General features: G+C 38.0%; 13 protein-coding genes and 2 pseudogenes. 6 read left to right on the plus strand and 9 right to left on the minus strand.

Annotation, left to right across the window (positions count from 1 at the left end):
* Positions 1 to 29 precede the first annotated feature (29 nt).
* Together ACQKKK_RS03985 and ACQKKK_RS03990 are read left to right on the plus strand one after the other, a co-directional pair.
* A pseudogene (locus ACQKKK_RS03985) lies at positions 30 to 179 on the plus strand (pyridine nucleotide-disulfide oxidoreductase); the annotation flags it as partial.
* 122 nt (positions 180 to 301) lie between these two features.
* On the plus strand, positions 302 to 1534 hold the full coding sequence (locus ACQKKK_RS03990) for an aminopeptidase (RefSeq protein WP_427614265.1): 1233 nt from the start codon (positions 302 to 304) through the stop codon (positions 1532 to 1534).
* A 503-nt stretch (positions 1535 to 2037) separates the two neighbouring features.
* On the opposite strand, the gene ACQKKK_RS03995 is transcribed toward ACQKKK_RS03990, so the two are convergent.
* The gene (locus ACQKKK_RS03995) at positions 2038 to 2325 is read right to left on the minus strand and encodes a hypothetical protein (protein WP_427614266.1); all 288 of its coding nucleotides are present in this window, start codon (positions 2323 to 2325) and stop codon (positions 2038 to 2040) included.
* A gap of 387 nt (positions 2326 to 2712) precedes the next feature.
* On the opposite strand from ACQKKK_RS03995, the gene ACQKKK_RS04000 reads away from it, so the two are divergent.
* Complete coding sequence (locus ACQKKK_RS04000; protein WP_169803969.1) at positions 2713 to 2880, plus strand: hypothetical protein; 168 nt, start codon at positions 2713 to 2715, stop codon at positions 2878 to 2880.
* A gap of 125 nt (positions 2881 to 3005) precedes the next feature.
* Here ACQKKK_RS04000 and cspC read toward each other — a convergent pair whose 3' ends face one another.
* Complete coding sequence (cspC, locus tag ACQKKK_RS04005; protein ID WP_010331195.1) at positions 3006 to 3206, minus strand: cold shock protein CspC; 201 nt, start codon at positions 3204 to 3206, stop codon at positions 3006 to 3008.
* 329 nt (positions 3207 to 3535) lie between these two features.
* Here cspC and ACQKKK_RS04010 point away from each other — a divergent pair, with 329 nt between their 5' ends.
* Positions 3536 to 3796 carry a hypothetical protein gene (locus ACQKKK_RS04010; RefSeq protein WP_427614268.1) on the plus strand — a complete coding sequence of 87 codons (261 nt, stop codon included), beginning with the start codon at positions 3536 to 3538 and terminating at the stop codon, positions 3794 to 3796.
* Between the two features lie 55 nt (positions 3797 to 3851).
* Here the strand turns inward: ACQKKK_RS04010 and ACQKKK_RS04015 are convergent, their stop codons facing one another.
* The 3 genes from ACQKKK_RS04015 to ACQKKK_RS04025 form a co-directional block, all read right to left on the minus strand.
* On the minus strand, positions 3852 to 4448 hold the full coding sequence (locus tag ACQKKK_RS04015) for a YdcF family protein (RefSeq protein WP_427614779.1): 597 nt from the start codon (positions 4446 to 4448) through the stop codon (positions 3852 to 3854).
* Between the two features lie 145 nt (positions 4449 to 4593).
* Complete coding sequence (locus tag ACQKKK_RS04020; RefSeq protein ID WP_427614270.1) at positions 4594 to 5379, minus strand: serine hydrolase; 786 nt, start codon at positions 5377 to 5379, stop codon at positions 4594 to 4596.
* Positions 5380 to 5558: 179 nt separating this feature from the next.
* Positions 5559 to 5726 (minus strand): DUF2292 domain-containing protein, encoded by a 168-nt coding sequence (locus ACQKKK_RS04025; RefSeq protein ID WP_427614271.1) that lies wholly within the window; start codon positions 5724 to 5726, stop codon positions 5559 to 5561.
* A 536-nt stretch (positions 5727 to 6262) separates the two neighbouring features.
* Here ACQKKK_RS04025 and ACQKKK_RS04030 point away from each other — a divergent pair.
* Complete coding sequence (locus tag ACQKKK_RS04030; RefSeq protein ID WP_427614273.1) at positions 6263 to 7651, plus strand: amino acid permease; 1389 nt, start codon at positions 6263 to 6265, stop codon at positions 7649 to 7651.
* A 40-nt stretch (positions 7652 to 7691) separates the two neighbouring features.
* On the opposite strand, the gene ACQKKK_RS04035 is transcribed toward ACQKKK_RS04030, so the two are convergent.
* Entirely contained in the window at positions 7692 to 8666 is a 975-nt protein-coding gene (locus ACQKKK_RS04035) for an aldose 1-epimerase (protein WP_427614275.1), read from the minus strand.
* Between the two features lie 579 nt (positions 8667 to 9245).
* Here ACQKKK_RS04035 and ACQKKK_RS04040 point away from each other — a divergent pair.
* A pseudogene (locus ACQKKK_RS04040) lies at positions 9246 to 9479 on the plus strand (transposase); the annotation flags it as partial.
* 162 nt (positions 9480 to 9641) lie between these two features.
* On the opposite strand, the gene ACQKKK_RS04045 reads toward ACQKKK_RS04040, so the two are convergent.
* From ACQKKK_RS04045 to ACQKKK_RS04055, 3 genes are all read right to left on the minus strand, one after another.
* Positions 9642 to 9941, minus strand: coding sequence for a YxcD family protein (locus ACQKKK_RS04045; protein ID WP_061462167.1), 300 nt, complete (start codon positions 9939 to 9941; stop codon positions 9642 to 9644).
* Positions 9929 to 10375: a hypothetical protein gene (locus ACQKKK_RS04050; RefSeq protein WP_427614780.1), complete on the minus strand. Its 447-nt coding sequence runs from the start codon at positions 10373 to 10375 to the stop codon at positions 9929 to 9931. The genes ACQKKK_RS04045 and ACQKKK_RS04050 overlap by 13 nt, the downstream gene beginning before the upstream one ends.
* A 199-nt stretch (positions 10376 to 10574) precedes the next feature.
* Positions 10575 to 11981 (minus strand): PcsB-like coiled-coil domain-containing protein, encoded by a 1407-nt coding sequence (locus ACQKKK_RS04055; protein WP_427614277.1) that lies wholly within the window; start codon positions 11979 to 11981, stop codon positions 10575 to 10577.
* Positions 11982 to 12271: the final 290 nt, after the last annotated feature.

The following is a 12271-nucleotide window of genomic DNA, read 5'->3' on the forward strand; positions in this document are numbered from 1 at the left end:
TTAGTTTTGGTAGAATGAAACAAGACACAACGAATGTTGAAGGCATCATTACTGCTGGAGCTGGCGCGGGTGTACCTTGTTCAAACGCCGGTGATGGTGTTGAAGCGGCAATTAATCACCTAAGTGAAATCAATTGGGAGCGTTATGTGGACCATGATATATTGAAAAGTTGTTCTTGAGCTTATAACTCTTTCATTGATCTTACTATAAAGTTTTTCCACACAACGATGTAAAAAGTTTCTTTTTTATATGACAATAAGTACAATTGTAGATGTAGAAAATGGAAAAGGAGTTTTTAAAGATGAGTGATTTTCAAACGAATTTAGAAAAATATGCTGAACTTGCCGTTAAGGTCGGCGTTAATATCCAACAAGATCAAACCCTGGTTGTAAACACTACATTAGAGGGCGCTGATCTTGTGCGTATCATTGTAAAAAAAGCATATGAGAACGGTGCGCGGAATGTCATCGTTAATTGGAATGACGATATCGTTTCACGTACCAAATATGAACTGGCTCCGGATGAGGTGTTCCACGAGTATCCAAAGTGGCGGGCAGAAGAAACGATCGAACTTGCGGAAAACGGAGCTGCGTACCTGTCCGTCATCTCCTCAAGCCCTGACTTATTGAAAAGTGTACAACCTGAAAGGATTGCCAACTTCCAAAAGGCATCCGGTACTGCGCTGAAGAAGTGGCGTCAGTATATGCAATCGGATAAAGTAAGCTGGTCCATAGTCGCCGTCCCTTCAAAGGCTTGGGCTGATAAAGTATTTCCTGAAGAAGCAGAAGGAAAACGCGTTGATATGCTATGGGAAGCCATTTTTAAGGCAGTTCGTGTTGATGTGAAGAATCCTGTAGAGGCTTGGAAAAAACACGATGATACCCTGCATGAAAAGGTTGATTATCTAAATGATAAGCATTACCAAAAATTGCATTACACGGCTCCTGGAACCGACCTGACAATCGAGTTGCCTGACAAACACCTTTGGGTCGGAGCAGGAAGCGTTAACGTACAGGGTCATGAATTCATGGCTAACATGCCAACCGAAGAAGTGTTTACGGTTCCATTGAAAACAGGTGTTAACGGTACGGTTTCCAGTACGAAACCCCTTAGTTATGGCGGCAACATCATTAATAATTTTTCCGTAACCTTTAAGGAAGGACGGATCATTGAAGTAAAAGCTGAAGAAGGGGAAGAAATCCTAAAACAATTGGTTGAAACGGATGAAGGGTCACACTATCTTGGAGAAGTGGCACTCGTTCCATTCAACTCACCGATTTCCCAATCGAATGTTTTATTCTTCAATACATTATTCGATGAAAACGCGTCAAACCATCTGGCTATCGGCAGCTCCTATGCTTTCTGTATCGAAGGCGGAAAAAACATGGGTCCAGAAGAGCTTGCAGAAAATGGACTGAATGAAAGCCTTGCACATGTAGATTTCATGATTGGATCCGCTAAAATGAACATCGACGGCATCAAACAGGACGGCACTTCAGAACCTGTCTTCCGTAATGGGGATTGGGCGTTTTAATTAAAGTGTTGATATAGAGGGGTTTTGAGCGTCTAAAACCTTGAGTGGTCACATTTTTTTAGATTTAAACAAATTATCTAGCTCATTGGCCACGTGTTTCTGCATACTAGGAAGCACGTGGCTATAAAGGGTACAGTTTATTCTGGAAGTCCCTTTAAATATCATTTGTTGATGCTCTTTATTTAATTTGTATAGTGTTGGTCTTGATACACCTAATTCCTTTGCAAGCTGAGACCTCGATAGTTCTTGAATGATATATCTTTGATATTGCTTGTCGAAGTCTGTACTTCTTTCTTTCCTTCCTTTATACTTTCCTGCTGCTTTAGCTTTTGCGATACTGAATGGAAAACAAGCCATTTATATACAGGTTATGAATAAAACTTTGTATATAAACAGCTTATTAAATATTTGTGTTATTGAACTCAAACCGAGCGTCCGATAAGTAAAATGTTCATTTTTAAAATACCTTCATATGCAAAATTAACTAATATTACTTAATGAGGCTAGTAACAACCATGTCCATGATGACCGCCATAACCCATACCATAACCAGAATGACCGCCATAGCCCATACCGTATCCAGCATGACCGCCATAGCCCATGCCATAACCAGGATAACCACCATAACCCATACCGTATCCAGCATGACCGCCATAACCCATACCATAACCAGGATAGCCACCATAACCCATGCCATAACCGCCTAAACCGCCATAACCCATACCATAACCACCTAAACCACCATAACCCATGCCATAACCAGGATAACCGCCAAAGAATTGTCTTTCCATTTTATATCTCCTCCTCAAATTGCTTCAAAAGTAGTGTATGTGTCCATATTCAAAGAGGAATAGACATTTGCCTATTTTAATAATTCACAAGTGTTTACAGACAATTAGCAACAGTCAAGAAAGGTATGGAAGGAGAATATGAAGAAGCATTTAGTGGGCAATGGATTGATATTAATTTTCCCGATCCTTAAATTAGTTCAGGTATCCTCATTCAATTTTATAAATCCGAATGTGCAGAATCTTTTCAAATATGCTCTGTTCAAAGCAAAAGTTCTCACAATACGTCCACTTATCACATTTAGGAAGCTACATAATATTTATTGGAATATCTTGAACACATTTTTTATTCCCAAATATGTTATACTATTAATAAAGAGGGTGCATAAATTGAAAAGCAATAAGTATAATACTGGCGAAACAGTAACTATTCAGGATACTAATGAATTAGTAACCATTAATAAATGGGCATACGTAAAGAACATGAAAAGATATTCTTATACTGTAAAAGAACATCCAACTACTTTTTTCTTTGAAGAAGAATTAAAAAAGTCTTAATAACACTCCCCTAAAACCCTACTCAGCTCAGAGTGGGATTTTTTTTGCTTACTTTATTTAGCACAATAAAAAACAGACTCCCATCGAGGGAGTCTGTTCATATAGGTTACGATTTAATTTTAAAATTAAGCTTTTTGAACGTTAGCAGCTTGAGCTCCACGAGCACCTTGCTCAACGTCGAAAGTTACTTTTTGACCTTCGTCTAAAGATTTGAAGCCTTCGCTTTGGATAGCTGAGAAATGTACGAATACGTCGTCTCCGTTTTCACGTTCGATAAATCCAAAACCTTTTTCTGCATTAAACCATTTAACTGTACCTTGTTCCATTTTTGTTGCCTCCTAGTGCATAACACACATTGTATTACTATTTTTAACCATTTGGAAAATAACTAGTATCCTCTTCCACAATCAAAAACAATTCTTTATTAGATTAACATGAAATGATTAATATAGCAAATTATCTAGAGATATTTTAAAAATACAAGGATTACATCTTCTTCGCCTTTCTAATGGATAGATATTTTCAATTGCCCATTTCCCTCTTTCCTTTATTTCTTTATTTATCAAAAAGCATGATTCAGATAATGATTAACGGGTATATCAAATTAGAAACAGTACCATTTCACTTAAAGAGTAAACAACAAGGAGGTCAATCAATGAAATATTACAAAGTTTCCAATAGTGGTTTTGATAGTAAGGTTATTGCAGCCTATAGCGGGTATGAGGCACTTGGTTTTTATTTAATGGAAATCAATGATCAACTTGGTTTTGTTGATGCTATAGATGTGGAAGAAGTTGATGCTGATGAACGAGTCGAGATTTCCTACACTGGGTTTCCCGTCTATAAGACACTTAAGGAAATATATCAAGAGAACGATTTTTGGGAAATTCCCAATGTTGTCGTGGAAGTCGAATAATAAAAGAATCCCCCATCTATAAGGAAAGGGAATTCGTATTATGCCTCTGGTATGGTTATCTGCCAACTAATTCTGTCAAATAATATTTTGTAATAGCCAGATATTCACGGGTATACGATTTCAACAATGCCACTTTTGGTGTCTTTGCCGGTACTCCCTTCATGTCCAAGCCTTCTTTTTTTGCTATTTCAACTGCTCGGTAAATATGAAAATCATTACTGACAATCAACCCGGAAGCTGCTGTATCAGGAATGAGTTCTTTTGAGAAAACAATATTTTCGTGAGTTGTTGTAGATTTGTCTTCCATCATGATACGCTCTTCTTCTATTCCATGAGCGATTAGCCCCTGTTGCATTGCCTTTGCTTCCGAAATATCTTCACCCGGTCCTTTGCCGCCAGATACAATGACCACAGTATGTTCATTCGCCGATAAATATTCTGCAGCTTTATCAATCCGGTATTGTAAAGATAATGATGGAACCGAACCTTTGACCCTTGCTCCAAGAATTATCAGGTAATTGGCATTTTCCGGAATTGGCTGTTGAATGCTTTGTTGAATTTTCATATGTAAAAAACCAAAATAACCCAGTAACACAACAAATCCAATTACGCCAAATTTAATTGTCCTTTTCAATGTTTTTCCCCGTTTCATTTTCCTTTCATTATATACCATTTTTTCCCTCGAAGTTCCCTTATAACTAATTTTGAAGAGCGGAAAATCATGATTGACTTCCCGCTCTTCTTCTTATAATAGTAATGACCCTGCTGACCATTCCAAAAATGCTGAATCGGATAATCTATTCTGAAACCATATCATCATATATCAACTTTCCAATTTTACTGATTACTTGACGGCTTTCTTCCTCTGATTTCATACCTTCAGTAAGAACTGCAGCATAAACTGTTTGTGTTTCTGACCGAATGATTGCACAATCATGGGCAACTCCCCGAATTCCGCCCGTTTTGCTTGCGACCTTAACTCCTCTGCCCATCAAGGATGGAAGTTTATCCCTTAATTGCTGATTATCAAATATACGCATTATTCTTTCCTGGCTTTCTTTCGTTAAAAAGTCGCCTGTATGTATGGCTTTTAAGCAGGTAATCGTATCTTCCGCCGAAATGGTATTGTCCCGTCCTTCCTTTAATGCCTTAAAATCCTGCATTTTTCGTTCAAGGATGGTATTTTTCAAACCAAGTTCCTTGATGCATCGATTAATTTCCTCAAAGCCCAACAGGCTCATCATCATATTCGTGGATGTATTGTCAGAAACGGTTATCATCAATGTCAATAAGTCCTCAACCGTTAAAAATACCTTATTCGATAAGGCATGCAGGACCCCAGATCCACCGGTCACTTCATTAGGGGGGATGGTCACTGGTTGATTCAAATAGATTTTCTTTTGTTCACTTTGACGATAACCTTCGATGATCATTGGTATTTTGATTAAACTAGCTGATTGGAAGGATTCATTCACGTGATATCCAATAGTCTCCCCTAGACCATTTTCAATTTTATATGCAATTTTCCCATTAAATGATTCAACTAAAGCCAAGATATCATGTTCTATGGTTTGTAAGGTCATAGATTCCCTGTTCCTCCTTATAGTTTCATTTAAGTCCTTTTAAAAACTCCCTTATACCTTAACTTATTCTACCATGTTAAAAGCAGTACAATCTTCTACGAAATTCCAAATCGGATTAATTTGTATAAAAAGCAAAATAAAAGAGCCTTCGTCTCGAAAGCCCCCTTAAAAACTGGTATTCATCTTGTTTTAACAGCCCGGCCCTTCACTACTGGGAATCGTTTCTTCTCAGTTGTATCGACCTGAGTGATTTCACCATCATGTACAGTTATTATGACGGATCCATATTGTAGATCTTCCAAGCTTGAAATGATATGCCTAAATTTCAATTCTTCTTTCTTTTCCATAATATCTCCCCTTTAATACTGGTAATAAAGCTTCGTTTCATACCTAATGTTAAAAAGAGATCGTACGAAAATCACACGTACTCTTCCTACTTTCAATTTTTTCTAGAGGAATTTGGTTTACCTGCATATCCTCATCACTTTACCTTTCTAAATAAGAATAACCAGTTAATAGGAACACCATGTTCCCCTCCCTTCGCTATAAAAAATAAAAGGCACCCGCCACCTAACAGATTAGATTTAAGGGTGCCTTTAGTTGACTAATCGGCAATATTCAGGTGTTGCATATGTTACAGAAAAACTCCAGTATACGATTTGAAGAGTCAAACCGAATTATTCTGACCAGTTAACTTGGTTTTTATCACTATAATCCATTTTCCTCCTTTTTGTCAATCCCACATTAAAATTTTCTGATTACTCTGTGTTTTATATTTTACTTATTTACCACTTTACCAAACTAAACTATTTGAGATATACTATTTTAGTATAAGTTGTCCGTATATAAAACCACTTTGTATTTAAGAAAGGTTCGATTATAAATGGTAAATAAAAAATGGGGTTTATTGATTTTAACCACATTCGTAGTTGGGAATATGGTTGGCGGCGGAATTTTCATGCTCCCTGCTCAATTAGCACAAGTATCCAGCCCATTAGGGGCCACATTGGCATGGATGGTTACTGGATTGGGAGTTTTTCTAATAGCGCTTGTGTTTGGTAACTTGGCAGTCCGGAAACCGGATTTAAAGGCTGGACCTCAAAGTTATGCTCAAGCATTATTTAAATCTCCGGCTAAAGGAAGGGTTTCAGGATATAGCATGGCTTGGGGTTATTGGGCTGCAAATTGGGCTGCGACAGCTTCTGTCATCATTTCATTTGCTGGTTATCTATCAACGTTTTTCCCGGTCATGCATAGTACCAAAGTGATTTATACTGCTGGTTCATTTGATCTCGAAATTGGTAAAGCACTAACGTTTGCGGTATGTTCCATTGCCCTTTGGGGGATCCAGGCAATCTTGGTAAGAAGTTTTAACAGTGCTGGGAAACTGAATCTTTTTGCTACGGTTACCAAAGTGCTTGGATTCTTATTTTTCATCATTATCACGATATTCATCTTCGATTCTTCCAATCTGGGGAACGGTGCTGAATTTTATGATAAAGCAGGTTCAGCCATCTCTTTAGGTGCTCAAGTGAATGCTGCTGCCATTTCAACATTATGGGCCTTCATCGGCATTGAAGCTGCCGTCATGCTTTCAAACCGTGCTAAGTCACAAAATGACGTAAAGAAAGCGACGATTCTTGGTTTAGCTATCGCTGTTTCCATATATATCGGCATTACCTTATTGACAATGGGTGCCATATCACAAGATGATTTGAAAATATCCCAAAAACCACTTGTTGACGCACTACAAGCTATAGTTGGTTCAAGTGGTACGTATATTATGGCCGCTCTTGCCGTCATTTCCTTATTAGGATCAACAATCGGATGGATTGTCGTTGCATCTGAAGTTCCTTATCAGGCAGCGAAATCAGATCTGTTTCCGGCCTACTTTGCAAAAGCAAACAAAAATGGCACACCCGTCCGTTCTATGACAATAACAAATATCATGACACAGATATTCTTATTCTCCACTATTTCGGGAACGATCCTTGAAGCTTATAAATTCTCAATGATTGTCGCAACACTCGCTTACTTGATTCCTTATCTTGCATCAGTTCTGTACCAGTTGAAATTAGTCATGACTGGGGAAACATATGACATCATGAAAGGCTCAAGGGTACGTGATGGCATCATCACCATCCTAGCGTTAGTCTACTCGATCTGGGTCATCAAGACCGGTACAGCCGATATGAATACATTCGTACTTGGCATTGCCTTATATGTATTTGGAATCGTTCTATACCCACTCTGGATGAGAAAGAAAGCATAAACTTAAACACCTTGGCATTCAAAAGTGCCAAGGTGTTTTATTATATCTCTTTCATTACCAGTCTAGTCTTCAGCTGAACCGTTTCCCCAGAGCTTAGCTCCCGCAATCCAGTCAAATCCGCCGATAAATCCAGATTAGGAGCATTCGTTACCCATGTATATGGTTCAGGACAGACGAACCCCTCCTGATTGAACAATACCCAAAACTTAAAACGTTTATCGCCTTGATAAATGACTTGTATGCCAGCTTCTTGATCAGTGAGTACACACTCGTTTTCCAGAGCACTTTCCTCATCATAGCCAAAAAGATCATCAAACCGCCGACCTTCCAAGCTAAATCCGTTTTGAATTTCCAACGTATTGACCGTTTCATGAATTTCACCAGTAGGCAATGACCTTTCATTCAACTCCCATTGTTTATTGACGGGAAGTGATATTCTGCAATCCTCAGTCTTACTCCCTGGTCCAAATGGAAAATTGAATACAGTATGATAACCTGCTCCCCACGGAAAGGGTTCAATGCCCTTGTTGGTGATATCCAATTGGATATCCAATGTATCATCCCTTAAAGACAAAGACATATTCACAGTGATATCTTGTGGAAAGCTACCCTTTAGATCAAAATCACTGCTTGAAAATCCAGTATTAATGACGATTTCATTCCCGTTCACTTCCTTTTTGCAGACTTGCCACGGCTTGTCATGCAAAAAACCATGAATATGATTGAATTTCTCCATTTCATTGATCGGAAACTTATAAGTATTCTCCTTATATGTAAATTGACCATCTTCAATTCGATTGGGAGGAAATAAGATTGGCATACCGTATAAAATGGGGTCCTTTTTATAATCTTCCAGACTATCCGGAGTTCGCAGTACCTCAATATCCTTTCGCTTGTACTTCAACGAAAGCAGATTGCTTCCTAAAGATGGTGCAAGTATCGCTTCCACCTTTGCATTGCCGAACTTTATGGCCTTTTCATTTAATAAAATGATATCCTCTATATACCCTGTCACTTATTCTCCCCCTTTGGCTTGAACATATATCCATCCTACTTCCAATGACCATTTTTTGCAACAAATGGAAAATTTATTTCATTCTTAATATTTCTCTGTTTGAAATAAGTGTTGGCAATCTAGGATCTTGCTTAGTTTTCTTTACTATTTTTCTATTTTTCTATTTCTCTTTTATCCTTTTTACTGCGCACCGCTCGACTACCATTAGTTAAATAAAAAAGGATGCCCTTTACGGCATCCTTTCAGACTGTAGACAAACTCGATGAAAATCGAGTTTGTCTATTTTTATGGCTTGTACAATTTGAACGTTGATTTCCACTTCAGGCACTCGCTTTCCGCGGGCGGTCGGGGAGCCTCCTCGGCTTTCGCCTTCGGGGTCTCCCCTAGACGCGCTTTTCCCGCAGGAGTCTCGTACCTTCCGTTCCAATCAACTGTGTCTTACCTTTTAGATAGAACACTTTTGCCTAGAGTCATTTTTGTTTTAAAATAGAAGTATTAAAACTTGAGGTGATGAGGATGCTTTCTAAACATGATTCTATTCAGTAAAATCAACTTGAAATGATTACTTTAGATCAAGTGGTGACACGGCATATCTGGCAAACACATGTGGAAGAAGCAGATCATCTGCGTCATCATCAAGATGTAAAACCTATATATGCGAAGCGTAAAGAAACGATTGGGCGTGTATTCGGAGATGCAAAAGAAAAGCATGGTATGCGTTGGACTACTTTAAGGGGACTTAAAAAATTGTCGATGCAGGCGATGCTTACTTTCGCTGCCATGAATGTAAAGAAGATGGCCAATTTGACATGACAAGGTCCCAAAATGGCCTAACATAGTGGGCTCATAGAGCCCCAATCTCTTAACTATAGGGAAAATTCAAAGGGAATTTCAAAAGGGATTCGGAATTTTTTAATTCCGAACCCCTTTTGTCTACAAACTGAAAGGATGCCCTTTATGGCATCCTTTTTCATATTATCGATTACTTTCACTTACTAAAGCCACTATGCCCTCTTCATCATCCAAAACAAGTTCAATACCTGAATAGGGATCTATATTCAAATATTCATCGAGCCATAAGCGAAGCGCTTCTATCAAGTTGATGGTAATTAACACTTGTTTCCGGCCATCTACAAACGTTTCTGCCGAAAAGCCATAATCATCATCATACATTAACTCCACTTCTACCTCATTAGGTTCTACCTGCTTTTTACGGGCAATGTAAACACAAACCGCATTGATGATATCTTGTTCGGAAATCTTTAGCCTCTCCATGGGTTTGTATCCTCTTTCTTTTTATCTTTGAAGTATGTGAATATTTTACGGATTACCGCGATTAATACAACAACTGCTAACACGTTAATCATTAGTCCAAGAATAGAACCAAGGGCTCCCATATTGGCGAATAGGCTACCAAAAAGTAAACCTGCTAGTCCACCTAGCATAATTCCTTTCATTAAACCGCCTTTAGAGAATGAGCTTCCACTTTTTGTATCAGTCTTTGCTTTATTATTGGTAGTGGCATCGGATTTCTTCGTTTCTTTGTTTTGGAAATTCGATTTATTATTATTGTTGTTGCTATTAAAGCTTCTTTTTCCAGACTTGTAACCCCTTGCATCGACTGACTCCGAATGGTCCTTGAATACATAAGTGCCGACTGGCGAGAATGCTAGTGTAATTGTAAGTAATGCAGCCATAAATTTTTTCATCATGTTTTTTTGCCTCCGTTTAATAGTATGGAATGTTGTTTCTTTATATGTCTTCCCAGATTTACTGAAAGTCCACATCACCTATCTCTTGTTTTATCTTATAGTATTTACGTATAATATCAAAATAAGTTTCACTTTTCTTGATATTTTTCAAAAAAAATAAGCAGGAGCGTTTACGCCCCTGCTTATTAATGAACTATTAATTTACACGAACGACACGGCCATTGAATACCCCTGCCCAATATCCACTATCCATATTAGCGATAGCAACACCAGTTGAACTTTGAGAACCGATAAATTTACCGCCGCCGACATAAATACCGACATGCCCATCAGTTTTATAGGTATTGAAAAATACTAGATCTCCAGGTTGTATTTGGCTTTTAGATACTTGACGTCCTGCACTTGTCAATGCACTTGTACTAGGTGGAAGATTCACACCAGCTTGTTTATAAGCCCATGCAACGAACGCTGAACAATCGAATCGACCGTTAGCAATATCGGATGCCGATCTTCCGCCACCAAATTTATATGTGGAGTTACCGATATATTTATAGCCTGCTGTAATTGCAGAGCCAGTATTTGCACTGCTTGGCTTACTTGATGTTTCAGTTTTACTCGCTGCTGGTTTATTAGCAGAACTGTTTTTAGATGAATTTGAAGATGATGATTCACCTTTAGACGAACCTGATACCGATGCTTCACCTTTAGACGAACTTGATGCTGATTCCCCTTTAGACGAACTTGATGCCGATGCTTCAACTTTAGGCGAACTTGATGATTCTTCGTTAGAAGAATTTGAAGAACTCACTTCTTTAGCAGCACGGTCAAGATCTGCTTTCTCTGATGCTTTACGTTCTTCCTCATTTTTGATATTTTCACGAATGGATGCTATTTGTGCTTCCAAACCTGCATCTTTATTCTCTAAAGATTGTTTAAGGTCTTCTGTTTCCGATTTCTTCTTTTCAATCTTTGCCTTCATTTTGACAGTTTCTGCTTTTTGATCTGCAATTTGAGATTGCATGCCTTTAAGCTCCACTTCCATATCCTTTAGGCTTTTCAATTTTTTCTCAACGGTCGCTTGTTTTTTTTCTAAGTCAGCTTTATCCGCTTCCTGCTCCTTAAGAATCTGTTGGTCAGCTTCCACAATGGTAGCTACCGCTCCAACACGATTAACGAATTCACCAAAGCTTTTAGAACCTAAAACAACTTCTAGGTAGTCAACGTCCCCACCGCTCTCTTGGAATGAAAGGGCGCGCTCTTTCAAGACTTCCTCGCGTTTTGCGATTCTTTCTTCCAAAGCTTTAATTTCCTTCTTTAAAGAATCTATGTCTTTTTCGGTGTCTTTAATTTCTTGTTTAGTATCTTTAATTTTTTGGTCATTTTCTTTCATTGCCGTTTCTATCTGGGCAATTTGGGAATTCATTTTCGATTGTTCATTTTTCAATTCCTTAATAACCTGTTCTGCCTCTGAAATATCTGATTGTACTCCTGTGCGTTGCGATTGAATATCCGAGATAGATTCAGCTTTTACCGACGGTATGGCAAAAGCGCTTCCTAAGCCTAGCATAATTGTCGTGTTCAATACGATAAGTTTTTTCTTCAAACTCATTTCCCCTGCTTTCCTCCCCGTGCATTTCTATCGACCCACTTCTTTTTCTCTATGAAAAATAATTAGTCAAAATAATTTGCTGGGAACTCTTCTCTATTTTTTTTACTCATTATGTAATTTTCTAAGGTTGTAATAATATTAAGTACATTGCTGAAACTCTTCTATGTTTTTATCTAAGTCGTAGTATATCATCAGATTTTGTCAAATACGTAATAACAATGTTACATTTACATTTCATTTTTAACATAATATATAAAAATTCGACTTTTCCCTGTGATAAAGCA

Origin of the sequence: Peribacillus sp. NPDC006672 (genome assembly GCF_050274955.1) — a bacterium.
Classification (GTDB): domain Bacteria; phylum Bacillota; class Bacilli; order Bacillales; family DSM-1321; genus Peribacillus.

Bases quoted from the DNA above. Each gene is read 5' to 3' on its own strand.
- ACQKKK_RS03990 (WP_427614265.1), top strand. From the start codon at position 302: ATGAGTGATTTTCAAACGAATTTAGAAAAATATGCTGAACTTGCCGTT.
- ACQKKK_RS03995 (WP_427614266.1), bottom strand. From the start codon at position 2,325: ATGGAAAGACAATTCTTTGGCGGTTATCCTGGTTATGGCATGGGTTAT.
- cspC (WP_010331195.1), bottom strand. From the start codon at position 3,206: ATGGAACAAGGTACAGTTAAATGGTTTAATGCAGAAAAAGGTTTTGGA.
- ACQKKK_RS04010 (WP_427614268.1), top strand. From the start codon at position 3,536: ATGAAATATTACAAAGTTTCCAATAGTGGTTTTGATAGTAAGGTTATT.
- ACQKKK_RS04015 (WP_427614779.1), bottom strand. From the start codon at position 4,448: ATGAAACGGGGAAAAACATTGAAAAGGACAATTAAATTTGGCGTAATT.
- ACQKKK_RS04020 (WP_427614270.1), bottom strand. From the start codon at position 5,379: ATGACCTTACAAACCATAGAACATGATATCTTGGCTTTAGTTGAATCA.
- ACQKKK_RS04025 (WP_427614271.1), bottom strand. From the start codon at position 5,726: ATGGAAAAGAAAGAAGAATTGAAATTTAGGCATATCATTTCAAGCTTG.
- ACQKKK_RS04030 (WP_427614273.1), top strand. From the start codon at position 6,263: ATGGTAAATAAAAAATGGGGTTTATTGATTTTAACCACATTCGTAGTT.
- ACQKKK_RS04045 (WP_061462167.1), bottom strand. From the start codon at position 9,941: ATGGAGAGGCTAAAGATTTCCGAACAAGATATCATCAATGCGGTTTGT.
- ACQKKK_RS04050 (WP_427614780.1), bottom strand. From the start codon at position 10,375: ATGAAAAAATTTATGGCTGCATTACTTACAATTACACTAGCATTCTCG.